This window comes from Citrobacter sp. Cu231, assembly GCF_030332265.1.
Classification (GTDB): Bacteria; Pseudomonadota; Gammaproteobacteria; order Enterobacterales; family Enterobacteriaceae; genus Citrobacter; species Citrobacter meridianamericanus.
Map to the genome: position 1 here is coordinate 815,897 of NZ_JAOWIE010000032.1, position 21,681 is coordinate 837,577.

The following is a 21,681-nucleotide window of genomic DNA, read 5'->3' on the forward strand; positions in this document are numbered from 1 at the left end:
TGGGCAGGATCGGCGGTTTTTTCTTTACCGCCTCTTGCACCGCGCTTGTGACACGTTATTCTCCTGAAGCCCGCGAAAATTCCACCGGGACGACGCGTCAGTCTTTTTTGCAAAACACCGGGTTCATCGCTAAGGCAAATCAACTCTGCTGCCGATAACAATAATCTGCAGGGTTAACATAACAATGATGATTTATGGCTGCCAGTTTACGGTGGGCTGCCGTACTGCGCCTTTCTGGAGGGATGATGGAATACTTCGATATCCGCAAAATGCCGGTCAATCTGTGGCGAAATGGTGCGGGAGAAACCCGTGAGATTTGCTGTTTTCCGCCAGCAACACGAGATTTTCACTGGCGGGCGAGTATCGCCTCCATTGCAGCCAACGGAGAGTTTTCTCTTTTTCCCGGCGTAGAACGCGTGATTACCCTGCTGGAGGGCGGTGAAGTGACCCTGGAAGAGTCGAACACCTTCACACATACCCTGAAACAGCATCAGCCTTTTACCTTTGCCGGTGACAAGGTGGTAAAAGCGAAGCTGACAGAAGGAAAGATGTCGATGGATTTCAATATCATGACCCGACGGGATGTCTGCCAGGCGAAAGTCAGAGTTGCCGACCGCACGTTTACGACCTTTGGTTCGCGCGGTGGCGTGGTATTTGTTATCAGCGGTGCCTGGCAATTGGGTGATAAGCTACTGACCGCCGATCAGGGGGCAAGCTGGCACGACGGTAAACACACCGTACGACTGCTGGAGCGCGAGGGAAAACTGCTGTTCAGCGAAATTAACTGGATGCCGGGCCATTCTCCGGACTCAGTTCAATAATGTCATATTGACCAGACAGAACAGGCCTGCAGAGAATTTTGTAGCCATCATGGTCAAAACCGGCCGGCATACGTGCCAGTGTTACCGCCTCATCAAGTGTTGAAACGGCTCCCAGCCACAGCCAGTTATTGATGATGTGGTACTGGGTCATTTCCGCACGGGTTTCCTGCAGCGCAATGGCGTTGTTCCACGGCCAGCAGATTACGCGCACTCTTTCCAGGGCTTCCAGCAGGCGCAAATGATGCGCTTCAGGGCTTTCTTTCCCGCAGCAGGCTCCGGCGCAGCGCTTAAGCGCGGAGCGAAAACAGGCGCGCCCGCGACTCAGGGGTTCCAGCCCCAACAGGCCATAGCATAGCTGTTGTTCATCGGCGAGGCTCTGCAGCGTCTGTAGTGCGGCTCGGCGATTAGCAAACAGGCCAAACAGATTGGTGGCATGGGAGAAGTCAATATCCCGTGCGTAGACAACCTGAACAGTCCGCTCGGTAAGCTGCAAGGCGCAAAGCTGACGATTACGCCGCAGCCTTTTGTTAAACAGTGGCTGCTGCTCTTTGATCAACCGCGCCTCCAGCAGAAGAGCGCCAAGTTCTCCAGCGGTGCAAATCCAGCTAATGCGCCTGGCCTGACGCAGCATACTTGCTTCATCAGCAGTACGCAGGTGCGCCAGCACGCGGCTGCGAATATTGATGCTTTTGCCAATATAAAGCGGCATGGTGTCGCTATCACTGTGAAACAGATACACGCCGGGCGTAGTGGGAAGCGCACTCAAAAATGGGCGCAGATGCTCAGGATATTCATAGATTGCCGCTGCCTCAAAGGTCAGACGAGGGGCTGATTGACGCCGTACCACAGTTCACTCCGGATGCTGGTTATTCATCCAGTATAGCAGCCTGGCGGCGATTAAAAAAGCGGCATGAAGTAGCAGGCTAAGGGCAGTGAGCGGCAATCCTGAGGCACTCTGCCCTTATGAAAGAAAAGAATCAGGCTTTTTTCCAGAAATCATCAAACACGGTGATCGGCGTGCGACGTTTGTGCTCGGTTTTCACATACCAGGCTTCGATTTTCTTCGCGATGCTGGCATCCAGCGTTTTTCCCTCCAGATAATCGTCAATGTTGTCGTAAGTGACGCCTAATGCGGCTTCATCCGGCAGAGAAGGTCGATCATCCTCAAGGTCAGCGGTTGGCGCTTTCTTATATAAGTGCTCCGGGCAACCCAGCGCGGCAAGCAGCTGTTTACCCTGACGCTTGTTCAGACGGAAGAGTGGGTTAATGTCTGTACCGCCATCGCCGTATTTGGTGAAAAATCCGGTGATGGCTTCTGCTGCATGATCTGTCCCCACGACAACGCCGCTGGTCATGCCGGCGATACTGTATTGTGCCTTCATACGTTCACGGGCTTTTTCATTGCCGCGCACAAAATCGCTCAGTTCAATACCAGCTTCACGCAGGGCATGTTCACTGGCCAGCACCGCACCCTTAATGTTGACGGTGAGTACGCGGTCCGGTTGAATAAAAGCGATGGCGTCCTGGCAGTCCTGTTCATCAGCCTGAATGCCATACGGTAGGCGTACAGCAATAAACTGCAGTGCGTCATTGCCCGTTTCGTTGCGAAGCTCGGAGATCGCCATCTGGCATAGTTTGCCCGCGAGCGTTGAATCCTGTCCGCCGCTAATCCCTAATACCAGCGATTTCAGAAAGGGGTAGGCCTGCAGGTAAGATTTCAGAAAATCCACGCTACGGCGAATTTCTTCTTCTGCATTAATGTGCGGTTTAGCGCCAAGCGCCTGGATTATCTCTTGCTGCAGAGTCATTTAACCCCCTGTGAAAAATAAAATGATCAAAAAAATGATGTGTTAAAGCTATCGCGTTGTGGCCCAAACGACAAGGGATGCGAGCCTGATATCGCAGCATTTTGTTTTAATAGAATTTTCCGAAACCGCCTAAGTATCATCTGATTGCTTGAAAAATGCGTTGTTGTGCTCCAGGCTTATATAACACGCTGAAATAAAAGAGGACGGAATATGAACAAGAATCTAACAGGAATTCTGAGCGCAGCGGCTGTTTTGACTATGCTGGCAGGGTGTACGGCCTACGATCGCACGAAAGACCAATTTGTTCAGCCCGTGGTGAAAGATGTGAAGAAAGGAATGAGCCGGGCGCAAGTGGCGCAGATTGCCGGTAAACCTTCTTCTGAAGTCAGTATGATCCATGCGCGTGGGACGTGTCAGACCTACATCCTGGGTCAACGAGATGGTAAAGCTGAAACCTATTTTGTTGCTTTAGATGATACCGGGCACGTGATTAACTCTGGTTATCAAACCTGCGCAGAGTACGATACCGACCCGCAGGCGGCGAAGAAGTAACAACTGTTTATTGCCTGAGCACTCAGAAGAACCGGCCATCGAGCCGGTTTTTTTGTGCCCCACGATCTTATTTATTGCCGCGAATTATTTGCCCGAAATGTGAGGGGGGTCATAACCACAGGTCAAGGAGAGACAATTTAGGTGGTCAAGGAAATACCATCCACCGGTGCAATCCCGTATACTCATTTCAGCCACCTAAAAAAATAATTTAGCTGACGCAAGTTACCCAGAGCATGGATGCAGGTTATGGCTTGCGGAGTGTCTGGTTGACAGATAATCGCACATGAGGATCGTTTTAATGGAAAAGAAACACATTTATCTGTTTTGTTCTGCGGGCATGTCGACTTCATTGTTGGTTTCGAAGATGCGTGCTCAGGCCGAAAAATATGAAGTGCCGGTTATTATTGAAGCGTTTCCTGAAACGCTGGCCGGAGAAAAAGGACAAGCGGCTGATGTCGTGTTATTAGGTCCACAAATTGCTTATATGTTGCCCGAAATTCAGCGCTTGTTACCAAACAAGCCTGTGGAAGTGATTGACTCGCTGCTGTATGGCAAAGTCGATGGTTTAGGCGTGCTTAAGGCTGCTGTGGCAGCAATTAAAAAAGCCGCAGCAAATTAATTATTTTATTTTAATTTTCCCGTCAAAGAGTTATTTCATTAACATTCACCGCAATTATTAATTGCGGTATTTAAGGGTATTTTTCTATGAGTAACGCTATTGCTTCACTTGAAAAGGTACTCCTTCCTTTTGCTGTAAAAATTGGAAAGCAGCCACACGTTAATGCAATCAAAAACGGTTTTATTCGCTTGATGCCGTTGACCCTCGCAGGGGCCATGTTTGTATTAATCAATAACGTTTTCCTGAGCTTTGGGGAGGGGTCGTTTTTTTATTCAATGGGCATTCGACTTGATGCTTCAACTATTGAAACGCTTAATAGTTTGAAAGGCATTGGTGGAAACGTCTATAACGGTACGCTGGGTATCATGTCATTGATGGCGCCGTTCTTTATCGGCATGGCGCTGGCGGAAGAACGCAAAGTCGATGCGCTGGCTGCCGGTCTGTTATCCGTCGCCGCGTTTATGACCGTAACGCCATATAGCGTAGGTGAAGCCTATGCCGTTGGCGCAAACTGGCTCGGCGGTGCCAATATTATTTCCGGTATTATTATCGGCCTCGTGGTCGCGGAAATGTTTACCTTTGTGGTCCGTCGCAATTGGGTGATCAAATTACCTGATAGCGTACCGGCTTCTGTTTCGCGCTCCTTCTCTGCGCTGATCCCAGGTTTCATTATTCTCTCCATTATGGGGATTATCGCCTGGGCATTGAACACCTGGGGTACAAACTTCCACCAGATCATCATGGACTCCATCTCAACGCCGCTGGCATCGCTGGGCAGTGTGGTGGGTTGGGCGTATGTGATTTTTGTTCCCTTGCTGTGGTTCTTCGGTATTCACGGCTCGCTGGCGCTGACCGCGCTTGACAGCGGCATCATGACGCCATGGGCGCTGGAAAATATCTCTATCTACCAACAGTTTGGTTCCGTAGACGCCGCGCTGGAAGCCGGTAAGACGTTCCACGTCTGGGCGAAGCCGATGCTCGACTCCTATATTTTCCTTGGGGGTAGCGGGGCTACGCTGGGTCTGATCATCGCTATCTTCCTGGCATCCCGTCGTCCGGATTATCGTCAGGTGGCTAAACTGGCGCTGCCATCAGGCCTGTTTCAGATTAACGAACCCATCCTGTTCGGTCTGCCGATCATCATGAACCCGGTCATGTTTATCCCGTTCATTCTGGTGCAGCCGATTCTGGCGGCAATTACGCTGGCAGCTTACTACTCAGGTATTATTCCACCGATTACCAATATTGCGCCGTGGACAATGCCAACCGGTTTGGGGGCGTTCTTTAACACCAACGGTAGTGTCGCTGCTCTGCTGGTCGCGCTGTTCAACCTCGGCATCGCCACGCTGGTTTACCTGCCGTTCGTGGTGGTAGCTAATAAAGCACAGAATGTTATTGATCAAGAAGAAAGCGAAGAAGATATCGCTAACGCATTGAAATTCTAAATTTAATCCGGCATGGCTTCACGGTCATGCCGGACTGAACCAGAGGAAAAAAGTATGTTGGATATCGAGAACATCGTCGACACGCAGTCAGAAGCAGAAGAACTAGAAGAAGTGGTGATGGGCCTCATCATCAACTCCGGTCAGGCGCGTAGCCTGGCGTATGGCGCGCTCAAAATGGCCAAGCAAGGCGATTTCGAGTCAGCAAAGGCCATGATGGACCAGTCTCGCCTGGCGCTGAACGAAGCGCACCTCGTGCAAACGAAACTGATTGAAGGCGATCAGGGCGAAGGTAAAATGAAAGTCAGCCTGGTGCTGGTCCACGCGCAGGACCACCTAATGACATCTATGCTGGCGCGTGAGCTGGTAACTGAACTGATTGAGCTTCATGAAAAGCTGAAATAACGAGGAGTGCATAATGCAGCTACAGATTAACGCACCGGAAATCAAAACCGTCTTTGAGCAACAACTGTTTAACGGCAAAAATTTCCATGTGTTCATCTATAACAAAACTGAGAGTATCAGTGGGCTGCATCAGCATGACTACTATGAATTTACCCTGGTTTTAACCGGGCGCTATTATCAGGAAATCAACGGCAAACGCGTATTGCTTGAGCGTGGGGATTTTGTTTTTATCCCGTTGGGATCGCACCATCAGAGTTTCTATGATTTTGGCGCGACAAGGATCCTTAACGTCGGTATCAGCAAACGTTTTTTTGAACAGCATTACCACCCGCTGCTGCCATTTTGTTTTGTTGCATCGCAGGTCTATCGGGCGAATAATTCGTTTCTTACCTACATTGAAACGGTTATTGCATCACTGAACTTTCGTGAGAGCGGACTGGATGAATTTGTCGAAGTGGTCACCTTCTACATTATTAATCGGTTACGCCATCATCGTGAAGAGCAGGTGTTAGATGATATTCCGCAGTGGCTTAAAACCACCGTCGAGACCATGCACGACAAACGACAGTTTAGCGAGAATGCGCTGGAAAATATGGTACACCTGTCCGCGAAATCCCAGGAGTATCTGACCCGTGCAACCCAGCGTTATTACAGCAAAACGCCAATGCAGATTATTAATGAAATTCGCATTAATTTTGCTAAAAAGCAGCTTGAAATGACGAACTATTCAGTAACGGATATTGCCTACGAGGCAGGTTACAGTAGTCCAAGTCTGTTTATTAAAACGTTTAAAAAGCTGACGTCATTTACACCTAATAGCTATCGTAAGAAATTAACTGAATTTAATCAGTAAATATTATTTACCAATAAACCATTTTTTATAGCTTGCCCAAAATAGCGTCGGGACAGCCACGCTATACCTGACAAACGGGTTGAGCATAATACACGTCAGTGTGTTGACACTGAAGGGAGAAAATATGAGCCAGAAATTAAAAGTCGTCACGATTGGTGGCGGGAGCAGCTACACCCCTGAATTACTTGAAGGCTTTATTAAGCGCTATCATGAATTACCGGTTTCTGAATTGTGGCTGGTTGATGTCGACGGTGGAAAAGAGAAGCTGGACATTATTTTTGACCTTTGTCAGCGTATGATCGACAAAGCGGGCATCCCAATGAAGTTGTTTAAAACACTGGATCGCCGGGAAGCGCTGAAAGATGCTGATTTCGTTACCACCCAGTTGCGGGTTGGGCAACTGCAAGCCCGTGAAAAGGATGAACGCATTCCCCTGAGCCACGGGTATCTGGGGCAGGAAACCAACGGCGCTGGTGGGCTGTTCAAGGGGCTGCGAACCATTCCGGTTATCTTTGATATTGTGAAAGATGTGGAAGAATTGTGCCCGAATGCGTGGGTGATCAACTTCACTAACCCAGCAGGGATGGTAACTGAGGCGGTTTATCGTCATACGAATTTCAAGAAATTCATCGGGGTATGTAATATTCCGATCGGCATGAAAATGTTCATCAGCGACGTGCTGGCGCTGAAAGAGAGCGATGACTTATCCATCGATCTGTTCGGTCTGAATCATATGGTCTTTATTAAGGATGTTCTGGTCAACGGTGTGTCACGCTTTGATGAACTGCTGGACGGCGTTGCGTCGGGTCAGTTGAAAGCCTCTGGCGTGAAGAATATTTTCGACCTGCCGTTCAGTGAAGGGTTGATTCGCTCGCTGAAACTGCTGCCGTGCTCGTATTTGTTGTACTACTTCAAGCCAAAAGAGATGCTGGCGATTGAAATGGGCGAATACTATAAGGGCGGCGCGCGCGCTCAGGTGGTACAACAAGTTGAGAAGCAACTGTTTGAGCTCTACAAAAACCCTGATCTGAACGTGAAGCCAAAAGAGCTGGAGCAGCGCGGCGGGGCCTATTACTCCGATGCGGCCTGTGAAGTGATCAATGCCATCTACAACGACAAACAGACCGAGCACTATGTCAACGTTCCTCATCATGGGCATGTTGATAATATTCCTGCCGACTGGGCGGTGGAGATGACCTGTACGCTGGGACGCAACGGTGCTACGCCACATCCACGTATTACCCATTTTGATGAGAAAGTACTCGGCCTTATCTATACCATTAAAGGCTTTGAAGTTGCGGCGAGCAATGCGGCGCTGAGCGGTGAGCTGAATGATGTGCTGCTTGCGTTGAATCTTAGCCCGCTGGTTCACTCTGACAGCGATGCCGAAATTCTGGCGCGTGAGCTGATTCTGGCGCATGAAAAATGGCTGCCAAACTTCGCCGTGTGCATCGAGAAACTCAAAAGCGAACAACACTAACTGAGGTCGGTTATGGAACGCGTACTGATTGTTAATGCGGATGATTTTGGCCTGAGTAAAGGACAAAACTATGGCATTGTTGAAGCCTGTCGTAATGGTGTTGTCACCTCGACAACGGCGCTGGTTAACGGCGCGGCAATTGACCATGCGGTACAGCTGAGTCGCGACATACCTGAACTTGCCGTCGGAATGCACTTTGTTCTGACGCTGGGCAGGCCGTTGACGGTAATGCCAGGCCTTACTCGTGAAGGGGTACTCGGGAAATGGATCTGGCAGATGGCAGAGGAAGACACTCTGCCACTGGATGAAATTTCACAGGAACTGGCCGCGCAGTATCAGCGTTTTATTGACCTGTTCGGACGGGAGCCAACGCATCTGGATAGCCATCACCATGTGCATATGTTCCCGCAGATTTTCCCTATAGTGGCCGGGTTTGCTGCCCAAAAGGGGATTGCGTTACGGATTGATCGTCAGACGGTATTTCAGGCGTCTGACTTTCCGCAAACGTTACGGACTTCCCAGGGATTCAGCAGCGAGTTTTATGGCGAAGCGATTTCCGAAGCGTTGTTCTTGCAGATGCTTGATGCGTCAGCAGACCGGGGAGAGTCTTCGCTGGAAGTGATGTGTCATCCGGCCTTTATCGATGAGATTATTCGTCAAAGTGCCTACTGTTACCCCCGCTTAACTGAGCTCGACGTGCTGACGTCTTCGTCACTGAAATATGCTATTGCGGAGCGTGGTTATCGTCTTGGCAGTTTTCTGAACGTGTAATTCCTGAGTTTGCGGCGCTTAATGCGCCGCATTTTTTAGGCAGGGATTGTGTCAACTTTTCCCGCGCGTGACCAGACGCGGTGCGCGGTCATCAGTGTCAGCAGAGCATCCATAAACTGTACGTCTGCACAGTCCGCTTCCACCACGCCTTCTTCTCCTTCATTTTTGATATTCAACGTTGCTTTAAACTGACGAGCATCACCAGCCAGGGCGATAGGTTTTAAGTGTTTATACGCTTCGAGTAAGTAATATCGGGCATCTCCGTTCATTGCGATATCCGCAATATTCCCACATGGAACAATGACCGCATCGACCGTCAGTGATGGCGAACCCGCAAAGGTACCGGCGATAGTCAGGACGGAGCCATCGTCGGCTACCACATTACCCATTCGGGAATAGAGCAGTTTGGCGTGAACACCTTTGGCCTGTAGGGCTTGCATGATGGCGAGCAGGTCGCCCGACTTTACCTGGTCATTAAGTAAAATGGCGACTACGCGGCCCTTAATCTCACCTTTCGCCCCCGCATATAAACTGAGTGACGGCGCATTTTCCAAACCGTTGACGTTGGGCGGCGGCACAATTTGGGTCTGTTCCTCAGTGAGTTCAAAACCGAGATTCCCGGCAACCGCCACAGCGAGAGCAGTGTCAATATGGGCTAACTGTTCGACCACTCTTTCTCTGATATAGGGGCGCGTAACTTTACTGAGTTCGAAACTGAATCCGCCGATAATATGCTGCTGCTCAATTGGCGTCTGACTTAGCCAGAACAGGCGAGGCTGCGCATAGTATTCGCCAAAAGAGGGGCTGCGTTCGCGGATTTTGTTTCCTTCAATCCGTTCCTGATACGACTCAAATCCACCACGTTTTGGCCCCGGCGGTGTTTCACGCGGCCAGTTATCATTGATGGAATTCGGTTCATAGTTGGCTGGATTGGTATCGATGTCCATGCGATGCATGCCATCACGCTGGAAATTATGGTACGGACAGGTTGGGCGATTAATTGGGATTTCATGGAAATTGGGACCACCCAGGCGGCTGATCTGGGTATCGGTATAGGAGAACAAGCGGCCTTGCAATAGGGGGTCATTGGTAAAATCGATGCCAGGGACGATGTGCCCGGGATGAAAAGCCACTTGCTCATTTTCGGTAAAAAAATTGTCCGGATTGCGGTTTAGCACCATTTTACCGACGAGTTGGACCGGAACCAGCTCTTCCGGGATCAGCTTGGTCGGGTCTAGCAGGTCAAAATCGAACTTGAATTCGTCCTCTTCGGGAATGAGTTGTAGCCCCAGTTCATATTCCGGGTAATCGCCCGCTTCAATCGCTTCCCAAAGTTCGCGGCGATGAAAGTCGGGATCCCGACCGGTAAGTTTTTGTGCTTCATCCCATACCAGCGAGGCCTTGCCTGCCAGCGGTTTCCAGTGGAAACGGACAAAGGTGGCTTTCCCTTGATCATTAATCAACCTAAACGTATGAATGCCAAAACCTTCCATCGTGCGATAGCTACGTGGGATACCCCGGTCAGACATCGCCCATATAACGTTGTGCAACGTTTCAGGCTGTAATGAGACATAATCCCAGAAGGTGTCATGGGCGCTTTGGCCTTGCGGGATAGCCCAATGCGGCTCCGGTTTTACCGCATGGACAAAGTCCGGAAATTTATGGGCATCCTGAATAAAGAAAATGGGCGTATTGTTTCCCACCAGATCAAAAATACCCTCTTCAGTATAAAATTTGGTCGCAAATCCCCGTATATCTCTGACCGTATCCGCCGAGCCTGCGCCGCCCTGAACCGTAGAGAAGCGCACAAAAACCGGTGTAATTTTATTCTCGTCGCTGAGGAAGTCTGCTTTCGTCGTCGCGCTCAAGCTGGCATAAGGCTGAAAGTAACCATGCGCGGCAGAACCGCGGGCATGTACGATCCGCTCCGGGATGCGTTCATGATCAAAATGGGTGATTTTTTCCCGCAGGATAAAGTCCTCAAGCAGGGTTGGCCCTCGGTTTCCGGCGCGCAGAGAGTTTTGATCGTCCGCAATACGCACCCCCTGATTGGTGGTCAGAGCAAAATCTTCGCTTCCTTTACGAAAACTTTCCAGCGCATTGAGTTTGTCACTTCTGATGTCTGGCGCTTTTAAACTGCCGGACGTGGTTGGCTGCGCGCCCGGTGGAGTGGGTTCTGGTGTTGACCGGTGTGAACCGTCAGCTGGCGCCAGTGAGTCAAGTCCTGGCTGGGATTCGCTGGCATCATGAACCGGCGCTGAGTGATGGAGTGGGTGCTTATCATTCTGTGACATTAAACTCGTCTCCTGTTTTCATTGCTGAAAGGGTCGTTGCTGCTGTCAAAAGCTTTAACTATAGACCACTCACTCAATGGCGCAGGTGCGGGCCGATGGCGTAAAGCGCGATGAAACAGACAAACCGCGCACGCAAGGCAGGACGCAAGGGGGCGAAATCGGCTAAGATAGCAGTTTTCTGATTTTTAGAATTTGTCTTTAGTGAAGCAATTGATTATGAAACCTCTTCGCCAACAAAATCGTCCAGTTATCAGCTATGTTCCGCGCGTGGAGCCCGCGCCGCCAGAGCATGCGGTTAAAATGGATGCGTTTCGTGACGTATGGATACTGCGCGGAAAATATGTCGCTTTTGTCTTAATGGGGGAGGCATTTCAACGTTCGCCTGCATTTACGGTCCCGGAATCAGCGCAACGTTGGGCTAATCAAATTCGCCAGGAAAATGAACTAAGCGAGTAATGGATATAAAAAAAACCGCCGGAGCATGACACTCCGGCGGTTTTTTGTTTTCAGCTATCAGGCTTAGCGATGCGCCAGTTCAGCGTTATCGTCGCTGTCCAGAATCGTTTTATCGGTTTGCTTCAGCCATTGGCTGGTCAGCGTACCGGCAGTCATGGAACCGCTTACGTTCAGGGCGGTACGACCCATATCGATCAGTGGCTCAACAGAGATCAGCAGGGCAACCAGCGTGACCGGCAGACCCATTGCAGGCAGGACGATCAGCGCAGCAAACGTTGCACCGCCTCCTACACCCGCAACCCCTGCAGAACTGACCGTCACAATACCTACCAGTGTGGCAATCCACATTGGGTCCAGTGGGTTGATCCCGACGGTCGGTGCGACCATTACTGCCAGCATAGCCGGGTACAGACCCGCACAACCGTTCTGACCAATCGTGGCACCAAAAGAGGCGGCAAAGCTGGCGATAGATTCAGGCACGCCCAGACGACGGGTTTGCGCTTCAACGTTCAGCGGAATTGAGGCTGCGCTGGAACGGCTGGTGAAGGCGAATGTCAGCACCGGCCACACCTTGCGAAAGTATTTCAGCGGACTAACGCCGTTAATACCCAGCAGGATCCCGTGAACCACGAACATAATTCCCAGACCGAGATAAGAGGCCACGACGAAGCTACCCAGCTTAATGATGTCCTGCAGGTTGGAACCGGCCACCACTTTGGTCATCAGCGCCAGAACACCGTACGGCGTCAACTGCATCACCAGACGAACCAGCTTCATCACCCAGCTTTGCAGGGTATCGATAGCGATCAGGACGCGCTCGCCTTTTGGCGCATCATCTTTCAACAGCTTCAGCGCGGCAACACCGAGGAATGCTGCGAAGATGACCACGCTGATAATCGACGTCGGGTTAGCACCGGTCAGATCGGCAAACGGGTTTTTCGGGATAAACGACAGCACCAGCTGCGGAACGCTGAGATCAGCCACTTTGCCAACATAATTGGTTTCAATAGCGTTCAGACGTGCAGTTTCGGCACCACCTTGTACCAGTCCTTCGGCGGTCAGGCCGAACAGGTTGGTCACCAGAACCCCGACCAGTGCGGCAATCAGCGTAGTAAACAGCAGCGTGCCGATGGTGAGGAAGCTGATTTTACCTAACTGAGAGGCGTTGTGCAGACGTGCAACGGCGCTGAGAATGGACGCAAATACCAGCGGCATAACAATCATTTGCAGCAACTGGACATAACCGTTGCCTACAATGTTGAACCACTGTACGGAATCTTTAAGAACCTGGCTGTCGGAGCCATAAATGGTATGCAGGGCGAGGCCAAACACCACACCCATGACCAGACCGACCAGTACTTTTTTGGCCAGACTCCACTGTTTGTGCCGGGCTTGCGCCAGCACGAACAGCAACACTATGAACACGATAATGTTCGCGATTAAAGGAAAGTTCATCCCCGTTCTCCTGATCTTATTATGCGTATCACCGTGTGAAGGTGATTCTGTTGGCGCAAGATTAGCAGAACTGTGACATGCCTCTTATATTCAAATGGAATTGTTTATACCAAAAATGACATTTTGGCTGGTTTATTAGTCAACCTGGTGCGTTATAAAGCGATTAAACTGCATTTGTAGTGTATTAATCATCTGTGATGACCAGCGTATCGCGCTGTTCTCCTGTACGGTCTGCGGCATCCAGATTGCCCACGCGAACAGCGCCATGCACAGAAACCGTTCCAGTTGGTTGCCTTTTTGCGGCACGAGGATGGGCAGACGAAAACGCCAGCGGCAGGGCCAAAGCAGGGGAACGCCAGCTGGAGTCAGCATGTCAGCCAGAATGTGACTGAGATAACCGAGAACCATACCTTGTAAGGCATCTGCCGGGATTATCCAGGTATCAGGGACTTTCAGGTAAAACGTGGTCAGTAGGGCAAAAACCGCCAGCAGGCTATGCGTAAATCCGCGATGACCAAATGCCCTGGCAATGGGTTTAGATATCCACTTCAGACGCTGTCCCAGCAGGGATTTGGGATGATCAATATCCGGCAGCAGGCACGTTAAAATGGCTGAAGGAACAATATGCCACCAGTCACCCTGCGCAAGAACGGGCGTTAGCTCGGCATTCTTGGCAAATACCGCACAGGCAATAGAAAAAAGAAGGTGACCTTCCGCCGTCATGATAAAACCCAATAAACTGTCGATTCATACAGTATAGGGGTTTTATACAGTAGGCGGAAGAGGTGACGTTGTAACCCTTTGTCACAAGTGTGTCTTTACCGCGCCAACCACCCGCCATCTACGGCCAGCGTATGGCCGTGAATATAGTCAGAGGCAGAGCTAGCGAGGAAAACGACCGGGCCTTTCAGGTCATCAGGCGTGCCCCAGCGTTCGGCGGGGATACGATTGACAATCTCCTGATTACGCTCGCTGTCTTCGCGTAGTTGCTGGGTGTTATTAGTCGCCATATAGCCGGGCGCGATGGCGTTGACATTAATTCCCAGAGCCGCCCATTCGTTAGCCAGCTGGCGGGTGATACCCAGAACGCCGCTTTTGGATGCGGTATAGGAAGGCACGCGGATACCACCCTGAAAAGAGAGCATTGAGGCAATGTTAATGATTTTTCCGCCGTTGCCCTGAGCCAGAAACTGGCGCGCCGTGGCCTGTGACAAAAAGAAAACGGATTTAAGGTTCAGGTTCAATACGTCATCCCAATCCTTTTCGCTGAAGTCCAGCGCATCCTGACGACGTATGGTTCCCGCATTGTTGACCAGAATATCGACCCGGCCAAACGTTGACACTGTTTGCGTGACGATGCTGGTGATCGTTTCCTGTTGATTGAGGTCGGCCTGAATTGCCATAAAACGTCGACCGATCGCGTTAATCTTCTCTGCGGTTTCATGCGGTATTTTGCGATTCACGCCGACCACATCGCAGCCTGCTTCGGCCAGCGCTACAGCCATACCCTGCCCAAGGCCGGTATCACACCCGGTGACGATGGCGACTTTACCCTCGAGACGAAAAGCATTCTGCATTATGTCCACCCCAACTATTTATGTCATCAACGCTTACGATAGGGGAAGAATAGGAGAGGTTAAACAGAAATACAATTAAAATGAAATGGTGTTTTAAAATAAGCGGGCAATGCGATCATTGCCCCTGGCAGGATTAGCCGCGCAGATCTGCGACAGTCAGTTCGGTGAGCGAGGTCAGCTTAACGTCGGCAAGAACGAAGCGGGGATCGTGCTGATTTTCATGCGCAGGTACTACGATGGAACGCATGCGGGCGGCTTTCGAAGCAATCATACCGTTCACCGAGTCTTCCAGCGCGACGCAGTTTAAAGGGTCAATGCCCAGTTTTGTGGCGCAATCGAGATAAACCTGCGGGTGTGGTTTGCTGTAGGGCAGTTTTTCCGCAGAAGCCAGTGCGTCGAAGCTGCTGCGCAGATCAAACATGGTCAACACTTTTTCCAGCATATGCAGCGGCGAAGCGGATGCCAGACCTACTTTGATTCCCTGTGATTTGCATAACGCCACGGCTTCGCGCACCCCTGGCAGCAGCGGCTTCGTTTCTTCAACCAGCGCAATTGCGCGGGATATGATGCGCTCGGTGACTTCCTGGCGTGAAGGTCCGTTCCACGGTTGCTGCGTAAACCACAAATCAACCACCATGTCGATGCGTAAGCCCAGGGTATCGGGAAGTTCATGGCGGCGGGAGATATCAACGCCTAAACTTGCTATCACATCCAGTTCGGCCTGATCCCAGAGCGGTTCAGAATCGACCAGTAATCCATCCATATCGAAAATTGCAGCAAGAATTTGACGCGGGGTTGACATTACAACCTCTCCTTTACGGTAATAAAAGGGATTAAGAGCCCGTCTGGACAGGCTTTGGGCGTTTATTATGGCTAATTCAACAGTATACTGCCTTTAAAGATCAGGCGAAAATGGTTATCAACGGGTAAACTTAGGCCAAAATGACACGTCTTTATCAAGGGGAACTCATGACGTATCAACAAGCTGGACGCATTGCTGTCTTGAAAAGGCTGGTGGGATGGGTAATTTTCATTCCCGCGCTGATTTCAACACTGGTTTCAGTACTGAAGTTTATGTATGCGCACAGCGAAAAGCAGGAGGGAATTAACGCGGTCATGCTCGATTTTGCCCATGTAATGATCGATATGATGCGGGTTAATACCCCTTTTCTTAACGTGTTTTGGTATAACTCGCCGACGCCCGATTTTCAAAGTGGACTGAATCTCGTCTTTTGGCTGATTTTCATCCTGATTTTTATCGGTCTGGCGTTGCAGGATTCAGGCGCCAGGATGAGCCGTCAGGCGCGTTTTTTACGCGAGGGCGTTCAGGATCAACTGATTCTGGAACAGGCAAAAGGCAGTGAAGGGTTAACGCGAGAGCAGCTTGAGTCGCGTATTGTGGTTCCGCACCATACGATCTTTTTACAAATTTTCCCGCTGTATATTTTGCCGGTGATCGTTATCGTAATCGGCTACTTCTTCTTTTCATTGTTGGGCTTTCTGTAAGTGCTGCACGTTCAGGCCTGTCGCATTGTGAACCGCCAGGCCTGATAAGCGTGCTAAGCTGCCAGTAATCTGTCCAGTGCCTTCTGCGCCACAACCAGATGCTGCCCCCCAAACAGAATTGCCCGATTCAACAGCGTATAGAGCTGATAGACAGGTTGTCTGTCGAGAAAATCTAATGGTAACGGCGACACAGACTGATAACCGTCATAAATTTGCGGCGGCTGATCGGTGTGTAACGGTAGCATTGCCAGATCGCACTCCCGGTCTCCCCAGTAGCAGGCAGGGTCAAAGATATAGGGACCGTTCGGGCCGAGGGCACAGTTTCCTGACCACAAATCACCGTGCAGGAGAGACGGCTGCGGCTGATGTGAAGACAGACGCTGCTGAACATGCTCGACAATGGCGTCGATATTGCCAAACGCAATGCCTTTTTCCGCGGCGAGCTCCAGTTGCCAGCCAATACGCTGCTCGGCAAAAAAGGTCGACCAGCGACGTTGCCAGGTATTAGGTTGCGGCGTGGTTGAGAGCGCATTATCGAAGTCGAGCCCGAACTGAGGCTGATCGCTCCATTCATGCAAATGCGCAAGCTGTTGACCGAGGATAAAGGCGTTGTGCGCATCAAGCGGGCGGGGAGGGAGGAAATCCATCACCAGAAAGCTGTAATCTCTGTCTGCACCTACCGCCCAAACTTTCGGCACAGATACGGTTTGACTGCGTGAAAGTAGCTCCAGCTGATCGGCTTCCGCCGTAAAGCCGGTTAACAGCTCTCTTTCATCGCATTTGACGAAAAAATCGCGCCCCGCATAGCGTAAATGCCATGCGGCGTGGATCTCTCCGCCGGGCAGTTCGTTACGCAGTTCGATTTCGCCTTCACCTAATTGCTCGCTTAAAAGACGACTGATAGCCTGCCACATGATGTCTCTCCCCATGTTGTCTGCCAGATCATAAGGTTAGCGCAAGAATGCGGTTAAAAAACACGAACTGACGCACACCACGGACGCGTCATCGCTGGAAAGGCACTTAATGTTTGTCGTTCTTCCTCACCTCGCATTGCTGTGAAGACGTCCGGTTGCTCGTGATTCACTGCTTTGTAATCACGTGACTTTTTATCATAGACGTATAACACTAGCGCCGACAGTTTTACGGGAAAATCTTCCTTTAACCTAACACAAGGGAAGGTCTCATTGCTGAGCAAGGTATGCGTATATTTTCTTCGTATCGTCTAAAGCACACAGGCGCGTCCCCTGGTTCAGGGTTGCGGCGCTACCGGCTGCGACACCGTAGCGAACAATATCTTCAAAAGGTGCGTTTTCAGCCAGTTTAAGCGTCATGGCCCCGACCATACTGTCGCCTGCGCCCACAGTACTTTGGCTTTTCACCGGCGGCGGAACCACCTGGACGCAGGATTCACGATCAACGCCCAGCGCCCCCTGTGGGCCAAGCGAGACCACAACGCGATGTGCTTTACCGCTTTGCACGATTTCCTGTGCGGCTTTACGCACATCATCGGGCTGGGTAAGCTCGCGGTTTACCAGCGCGCTCAGCTCTTTGAGGTTGGGTTTGACCAGTTCGATATTGCCGATAGCCAACGCTGCTGCCAGCGCTTCGCCAGAACTATCGACGATGCAGCGAATTCCCTGTTTTTGCGCCGTGCTAATGAGCCGGGTCAGCTTCTCAAGCTGTACCCCTGGCGGCAAACTGCCGCTAATAACCAGCAGCGCGCCAGACTCAATTTCCAGCACCTGATCCTGAAGCTGACAGAACTCAGCATCGGTCAACGCAGCGCCGGGCATGACAAAGCGATACTGTTCGCCGCTGGACTCAACATGGACATGGAGATTTTGTCGGGTCCAGTCTTTGGCCTCGACGGTGGATACGGGAACATTTTCGTCGGCAAGCAATGCGACGAGATGCTCTCCAGTGGCGCCCCCCGCGGGGAAGATGGCCGTGGCGGTTCCTCCAAGATGGGCAATTGCGCGAGCGACATTGATGCCGCCACCACCGGGCTCAAAAACCGGCGAGGTACAGCGAAGCTTACCTTCCGGGTAGATTTGTGGGGTTATTGTTGCGCTATCGAGAGAGGGCGCAAGTGTTAACGTATAGATACGTACCATCTTTACCTCCTGTTAGGCTTTCCTCAGTCTGGCACTTAACCTTTCGAAAGTGAAGTAATTAACAACATGATTTTTCGTGTCTTTATTTAAAACATTTGCGTTAAAGATATATAAATAAAAAAACGGTTTAGGAAGGCTCTTATTCAAAAAATGAAATAAGAATTTATTGCTATGTTATTCGAGTCTTTTTATAATTTGTTACCTTTCAAGGGTCTCTTGTCATTGATCCATATGAAAGTTTCCGAGACCGTAATGGTCTCTTTTTTTGTTGTACGGACTCTTAATAAATGAAGCTTTTGAAGACAGTGCCCGCAGCATTACTGCTGACGGGGGGCCTGCTTGCGTCAATGCATGCTGTTGCCGATGATTCCGTTTTTACTGTCATGGATGACCCTTCCAGCGCGAAAAAACCCTTTGAAGGTAACCTGAACGCGGGATATCTCGCCCAGTCAGGCAACACAAAAAGTTCCTCCTTAACGGCAGACACCACCATGACCTGGTATGGTGAATCCACGGCGTGGTCTTTGTGGGGAAATGCCAGTAATACCTCTTCGAATGATGAGCGTTCCTCGGAGAAATATGCCGTAGGTGGCCGTAGTCGCTACAACATGACCGACTATGACTATCTCTTTGGGCAGGCAAGCTGGTTGACCGACCGTTACAACGGCTATCGTGAGCGCGATGTGCTGACCGCAGGTTATGGTCGTCAGTTCCTCAACGGACCAGTACACAGTTTCCGTTTTGAATTCGGTCCTGGCGTACGCTATGACGAGCATACGGATGGCACCACTGAAACGCAGCCGCTGGGTTATGCGTCAGGAGCTTATGCGTGGCAGATGACTGACAATACTAAGTTTACACAAGGTGTGTCGGTATTTGGTGCTGATGATACAACACTCAACTCTGAAACGGCGTTGAACGTTGCTATCAACGAACACTTTGGGTTGAAAGTGGCTTACAACGTCACCTGGAACTCTGAACCACCGGCAACAGCGCCGGAACATACCGATCGCCGTACTACTGTTTCACTCGGCTATCGTATGTAATGACAAACCGGGTCAAATAATTGGCCCGGCTTTTATCTATTAACGTTAAGTTAATTTAATAGTTAATCTGTGTTTTATTTTTAATACTTATCAATAACGCGCTTTTTTTTAGACGAATTCGATTTAGTTGATAAATACAATGGAACCAGAACAGCGACCAGTATTTTAACCCCAGATCATCGCTGCCCAACGCAGTATCAGCATTGCTGCACAAATAACCAGCAGGATCACCACCATCTTCCAGTGTTTCTTCGCAAAGCGGTTTTTTGGCATTGTTTTTTCCTGCTCTGGTTAAATGACTTTCTGTAAGTGTAACAAAGACGTCAGGGTGTCAGTGAATTGATTTACATCATAGAGTGCACGTTGATTGTTGCTTTGATCGCATCCTAATGCCGTGTACACCGTCAAACGGTGTTATCAAAAAGCGGGTGTAGGTCCAGTGTAGCCATTCAGGAAACCAGTGACATATTTCGCAGAGTGAAGCGGGAATCAGCCCATACCTTTTTGATGATTCTGAGGTGTTTGTGAAATCCGTTGCGATTCACTAGTTGGTATTCTCACCAAGGTTTAAGGAAGTGCGACTATTGTCACTACAATTGTTTATAACTGTGGAACATTCGCAACGTCCGTTGCAGTTCCTGGAATAAAAAGTTGTAGTGCAGTCATGTGGAGATGGGCCATTTATACATAGGTATTATTGTTCAGGTTGCATCGGGTGTGAACTCAGTCACTGTACAACATTATTAATGTTGGTTCTACAGATGTTGTTGTAAAAAAGCATCCAGATGCCGGGGATGAGTGAAAAGCTTCTTGCGATAATTGCATATCGAGCATAAATATTGAATCTGTTGCATGGCTTTATGAGAGGATGGGGTAATCTCCATTCTCATAAAGCCAGTATGCTTATTGGTGTCTAATATCTTTATGGAAACATATTTATGAACCCATGCACCTATAACCTCACAAATTAAATTTGATGTATTTTTTTGTCGCAGTGGTATTAAGTATTAATCTGGCAAACTTCACAAAATATAATTCTATCGTATAGTAAAGAATGGTTGAAATAAAAATGGAAGATAATAGTATCAGGTATAAACTTGAGAATCCATGAGCTTGAGAGTACAGCGAACCAGCAATTATACCGGTTGGTAATATGTTCATGACGAGAGCGTGAGTCAGATACAATGAATATGAAATATTCCCAAAATAGCTTAGTGTTGCTGAGTTTTTCACTTTACACGTCTTCTCAAAGAGAACTAATGCTAATAACAGAAGTGCTGCATAGACTCCGCAGTTCAAAGGTCCATGGCCTCCATTGTACCCTGTAACATAAAAGTATGAAAATAAAGCTATAGATACAATTGTAATAATTCGTATGTAATCATTACTTATGTTTATTTTAGCTGAGTTGTATATTTTATAAATAATTATCCCAATAACAAACTCAAAAAACATAGGAGATGAAAAAACTCTAGCTATTCCTAACATAACACTATGCTCTTGATTGGGGCTAATAATTATGCTGGAATATCCACTAAAATTAACACTGCCATTAAAATAGAAATTCGTTCCTAATACGATAGAAGAAATTAACAACATGGAAATATATCCTCTATATTATCCATGATAAAGCCAATGAAATATAGAAAAGTATGTAGAAGATGATCTCAAACATCAATGTCCATGCTGTGAATATAATTGTATACCCAAACCACGGAGCTTCTGAAAACAAATCAAGATTTACAAAAAATAAAGATTTTATTACGTTGATGTCTATTGGCCTGTCTTGAATAAAAACTAAAACGAACAAGCAGACTAAATAAACAGGGTAAATTCTAAATAATCTTTTTATTATGAATGAGAAAGCTGACTTATCCTTTTCAGTAGATAACATAATAACAAACCCGCTTATCATGAAAAATAAGTCAACGCCAATATAACCATTCCCAAAAAGCAATTCACCTAAATTGCTTTGGGCATATACATTACTTATTTCGCCTCTTGCATGGTAAAGAACCACTAATAGCGAGGCAATTCCTCTCAAATACTGTAAGGACAATAACATGCGTGTACTCTTAATGCGTTAAGATAAACTTCGGAATTTTATCATGGACCATAATTATATGTCTAATAATTAATGAGTTATCTTGATAATAAAATCATTGATAAGATTGCCTAATCTACATTCACATCAAGCGCCCCTCCAAGAAGAGCATCGTCTCCACAAATCTTTCAGACAAATGCTGCACACACAGAGCTTTGCACCGGCTTGCAAGGCTTTGCTTACTCTTCTCTTAGTCGATCATAGTTATCGTTGCAAGACAATTTGAAGCAATGTGAAACAGAGTGGTGCAATCACCACTTTTTTAGTGTTACCATCGGTTTACCGAGTGAGGGACTGAGGATGTCAGTTTTTCATTTGTGTGCCAGATTGTGTACCAATTTAGCGATTGTTGGTTAGATGGTTGCACAACTTACTGTA

The 21,681-nt window shown here is 49.0% G+C and carries 23 protein-coding genes; 11 read left to right on the forward strand and 12 right to left on the reverse strand.

Going from position 1 to position 21,681, the window contains the following annotated elements:
- Positions 1-245: 245 nt before the first annotated feature.
- The gene (ves, locus tag OGY15_RS10415) at positions 246-821 is read left to right on the forward strand and encodes an environmental stress-induced protein Ves (RefSeq protein WP_151219105.1); all 576 of its coding nucleotides are present in this window, start codon (positions 246-248) and stop codon (positions 819-821) included.
- Here the strand turns inward: ves and cho are convergent.
- Positions 781-1,668, reverse strand: coding sequence for an excinuclease Cho (cho, locus tag OGY15_RS10420; RefSeq protein ID WP_151225367.1), 888 nt, complete (start codon positions 1,666-1,668; stop codon positions 781-783). The two genes, ves and cho, sit on opposite strands and share 41 nt — an antisense overlap.
- Before the next feature lie 130 nt (positions 1,669-1,798).
- Positions 1,799-2,629, reverse strand: coding sequence for an NAD(+) synthase (nadE, locus tag OGY15_RS10425; RefSeq protein ID WP_151219005.1), 831 nt, complete (start codon positions 2,627-2,629; stop codon positions 1,799-1,801).
- 210 nt (positions 2,630-2,839) lie between these two features.
- Here nadE and osmE point away from each other — a divergent pair, with 210 nt between their 5' ends.
- The 7 genes from osmE to chbG all read left to right on the forward strand — a co-directional run bounded on the left by osmE (position 2,840) and on the right by chbG (position 8,751).
- Entirely contained in the window at positions 2,840-3,181 is a 342-nt protein-coding gene (gene osmE, locus OGY15_RS10430) for an osmotically-inducible lipoprotein OsmE (RefSeq protein WP_003030621.1), read from the forward strand.
- Between the two features lie 298 nt (positions 3,182-3,479).
- Complete coding sequence (chbB, locus tag OGY15_RS10435) at positions 3,480-3,800, forward strand: PTS N,N'-diacetylchitobiose transporter subunit IIB (protein ID WP_187252550.1); 321 nt, start codon at positions 3,480-3,482, stop codon at positions 3,798-3,800.
- Between the two features lie 86 nt (positions 3,801-3,886).
- Positions 3,887-5,245, forward strand: coding sequence for a PTS N,N'-diacetylchitobiose transporter subunit IIC (gene chbC / locus OGY15_RS10440; RefSeq protein WP_187252549.1), 1,359 nt, complete (start codon positions 3,887-3,889; stop codon positions 5,243-5,245).
- A gap of 54 nt (positions 5,246-5,299) precedes the next feature.
- Positions 5,300-5,647 (forward strand): PTS N,N'-diacetylchitobiose transporter subunit IIA, encoded by a 348-nt coding sequence (gene chbA / locus OGY15_RS10445; protein WP_003030618.1) that lies wholly within the window; start codon positions 5,300-5,302, stop codon positions 5,645-5,647.
- A 10-nt stretch (positions 5,648-5,657) separates the two neighbouring features.
- Complete coding sequence (chbR, locus tag OGY15_RS10450) at positions 5,658-6,500, forward strand: transcriptional regulator ChbR (RefSeq protein ID WP_151219008.1); 843 nt, start codon at positions 5,658-5,660, stop codon at positions 6,498-6,500.
- 124 nt (positions 6,501-6,624) lie between these two features.
- Entirely contained in the window at positions 6,625-7,980 is a 1,356-nt protein-coding gene (locus OGY15_RS10455; RefSeq protein ID WP_286539021.1) for a 6-phospho-beta-glucosidase, read from the forward strand.
- 12 nt (positions 7,981-7,992) lie between these two features.
- Positions 7,993-8,751, forward strand: coding sequence for a chitin disaccharide deacetylase (chbG, locus tag OGY15_RS10460; RefSeq protein WP_286539023.1), 759 nt, complete (start codon positions 7,993-7,995; stop codon positions 8,749-8,751).
- Between the two features lie 35 nt (positions 8,752-8,786).
- Here the strand turns inward: chbG and katE are convergent, their stop codons facing one another.
- Positions 8,787-11,045, reverse strand: coding sequence for a catalase HPII (gene katE / locus OGY15_RS10465; protein ID WP_187252548.1), 2,259 nt, complete (start codon positions 11,043-11,045; stop codon positions 8,787-8,789).
- Positions 11,046-11,237: 192 nt separating this feature from the next.
- Here katE and cedA point away from each other — a divergent pair, with 192 nt between their 5' ends.
- Positions 11,238-11,501 (forward strand): cell division activator CedA, encoded by a 264-nt coding sequence (cedA, locus tag OGY15_RS10470; protein WP_151225369.1) that lies wholly within the window; start codon positions 11,238-11,240, stop codon positions 11,499-11,501.
- A 63-nt stretch (positions 11,502-11,564) separates the two neighbouring features.
- Here the strand turns inward: cedA and tcyP are convergent, their stop codons facing one another.
- The 4 genes from tcyP to hxpB all read right to left on the reverse strand — a co-directional run bounded on the left by tcyP (position 11,565) and on the right by hxpB (position 15,335).
- Positions 11,565-12,956, reverse strand: coding sequence for a cystine/sulfocysteine:cation symporter (gene tcyP, locus OGY15_RS10475; RefSeq protein ID WP_151219012.1), 1,392 nt, complete (start codon positions 12,954-12,956; stop codon positions 11,565-11,567).
- Positions 12,957-13,091: 135 nt separating this feature from the next.
- Positions 13,092-13,691: a metal-dependent hydrolase gene (locus OGY15_RS10480; protein ID WP_151219013.1), complete on the reverse strand. Its 600-nt coding sequence runs from the start codon at positions 13,689-13,691 to the stop codon at positions 13,092-13,094.
- 83 nt (positions 13,692-13,774) lie between these two features.
- Complete coding sequence (gene kduD / locus OGY15_RS10485) at positions 13,775-14,536, reverse strand: 2-dehydro-3-deoxy-D-gluconate 5-dehydrogenase KduD (RefSeq protein ID WP_286539110.1); 762 nt, start codon at positions 14,534-14,536, stop codon at positions 13,775-13,777.
- Positions 14,537-14,666: 130 nt separating this feature from the next.
- A complete protein-coding gene (gene hxpB / locus OGY15_RS10490) occupies positions 14,667-15,335 on the reverse strand; it encodes a hexitol phosphatase HxpB (protein WP_151219014.1) in 669 nt (222 codons plus the stop codon).
- 167 nt (positions 15,336-15,502) lie between these two features.
- Between hxpB and OGY15_RS10495 the strand changes: the two genes are divergently transcribed.
- On the forward strand, positions 15,503-16,039 hold the full coding sequence (locus tag OGY15_RS10495) for a YniB family protein (RefSeq protein WP_187252547.1): 537 nt from the start codon (positions 15,503-15,505) through the stop codon (positions 16,037-16,039).
- Between the two features lie 53 nt (positions 16,040-16,092).
- Here OGY15_RS10495 and OGY15_RS10500 read toward each other — a convergent pair whose 3' ends face one another.
- Together OGY15_RS10500 and pfkB are read right to left on the reverse strand one after the other, a co-directional pair.
- Positions 16,093-16,953 (reverse strand): fructosamine kinase family protein, encoded by an 861-nt coding sequence (locus OGY15_RS10500; protein ID WP_043016598.1) that lies wholly within the window; start codon positions 16,951-16,953, stop codon positions 16,093-16,095.
- A gap of 267 nt (positions 16,954-17,220) precedes the next feature.
- The gene (gene pfkB, locus OGY15_RS10505; protein ID WP_286539027.1) at positions 17,221-18,153 is read right to left on the reverse strand and encodes a 6-phosphofructokinase II; all 933 of its coding nucleotides are present in this window, start codon (positions 18,151-18,153) and stop codon (positions 17,221-17,223) included.
- A gap of 287 nt (positions 18,154-18,440) precedes the next feature.
- Here pfkB and OGY15_RS10510 point away from each other — a divergent pair, with 287 nt between their 5' ends.
- Entirely contained in the window at positions 18,441-19,199 is a 759-nt protein-coding gene (locus OGY15_RS10510; RefSeq protein WP_151225371.1) for a DUF481 domain-containing protein, read from the forward strand.
- 165 nt (positions 19,200-19,364) lie between these two features.
- Here OGY15_RS10510 and yniD read toward each other — a convergent pair whose 3' ends face one another.
- The 3 genes from yniD to OGY15_RS24680 form a co-directional block, all read right to left on the reverse strand.
- Positions 19,365-19,472 carry a small membrane protein YniD gene (gene yniD, locus OGY15_RS10515; protein ID WP_151219016.1) on the reverse strand — a complete coding sequence of 36 codons (108 nt, stop codon included), beginning with the start codon at positions 19,470-19,472 and terminating at the stop codon, positions 19,365-19,367.
- A gap of 687 nt (positions 19,473-20,159) precedes the next feature.
- On the reverse strand, positions 20,160-20,798 hold the full coding sequence (locus OGY15_RS10520) for an acyltransferase family protein (protein ID WP_286539030.1): 639 nt from the start codon (positions 20,796-20,798) through the stop codon (positions 20,160-20,162).
- A 13-nt stretch (positions 20,799-20,811) separates the two neighbouring features.
- Positions 20,812-21,264 (reverse strand): acyltransferase family protein, encoded by a 453-nt coding sequence (locus OGY15_RS24680; RefSeq protein ID WP_353655351.1) that lies wholly within the window; start codon positions 21,262-21,264, stop codon positions 20,812-20,814.
- Positions 21,265-21,681 lie beyond the last annotated feature (417 nt).

Coding starts and splice junctions, on each gene's coding strand:
- ves (WP_151219105.1), top strand. CDS start 246: ATGGAATACTTCGATATCCGCAAAATGCCGGTCAATCTGTGGCGAAAT.
- nadE (WP_151219005.1), bottom strand. CDS start 2,629: ATGACTCTGCAGCAAGAGATAATCCAGGCGCTTGGCGCTAAACCGCAC.
- osmE (WP_003030621.1), top strand. CDS start 2,840: ATGAACAAGAATCTAACAGGAATTCTGAGCGCAGCGGCTGTTTTGACT.
- chbB (WP_187252550.1), top strand. CDS start 3,480: ATGGAAAAGAAACACATTTATCTGTTTTGTTCTGCGGGCATGTCGACT.
- chbC (WP_187252549.1), top strand. CDS start 3,887: ATGAGTAACGCTATTGCTTCACTTGAAAAGGTACTCCTTCCTTTTGCT.
- chbA (WP_003030618.1), top strand. CDS start 5,300: ATGTTGGATATCGAGAACATCGTCGACACGCAGTCAGAAGCAGAAGAA.
- OGY15_RS10455 (WP_286539021.1), top strand. CDS start 6,625: ATGAGCCAGAAATTAAAAGTCGTCACGATTGGTGGCGGGAGCAGCTAC.
- chbG (WP_286539023.1), top strand. CDS start 7,993: ATGGAACGCGTACTGATTGTTAATGCGGATGATTTTGGCCTGAGTAAA.
- katE (WP_187252548.1), bottom strand. CDS start 11,045: ATGTCACAGAATGATAAGCACCCACTCCATCACTCAGCGCCGGTTCAT.
- tcyP (WP_151219012.1), bottom strand. CDS start 12,956: ATGAACTTTCCTTTAATCGCGAACATTATCGTGTTCATAGTGTTGCTG.
- hxpB (WP_151219014.1), bottom strand. CDS start 15,335: ATGTCAACCCCGCGTCAAATTCTTGCTGCAATTTTCGATATGGATGGA.
- OGY15_RS10495 (WP_187252547.1), top strand. CDS start 15,503: ATGACGTATCAACAAGCTGGACGCATTGCTGTCTTGAAAAGGCTGGTG.
- OGY15_RS10500 (WP_043016598.1), bottom strand. CDS start 16,953: ATGTGGCAGGCTATCAGTCGTCTTTTAAGCGAGCAATTAGGTGAAGGC.
- pfkB (WP_286539027.1), bottom strand. CDS start 18,153: ATGGTACGTATCTATACGTTAACACTTGCGCCCTCTCTCGATAGCGCA.
- OGY15_RS10510 (WP_151225371.1), top strand. CDS start 18,441: ATGAAGCTTTTGAAGACAGTGCCCGCAGCATTACTGCTGACGGGGGGC.
- yniD (WP_151219016.1), bottom strand. CDS start 19,472: ATGCCAAAAAACCGCTTTGCGAAGAAACACTGGAAGATGGTGGTGATC.
- OGY15_RS10520 (WP_286539030.1), bottom strand. CDS start 20,798: ATGTTGTTAATTTCTTCTATCGTATTAGGAACGAATTTCTATTTTAAT.
- OGY15_RS24680 (WP_353655351.1), bottom strand. CDS start 21,264: ATGTTATTGTCCTTACAGTATTTGAGAGGAATTGCCTCGCTATTAGTG.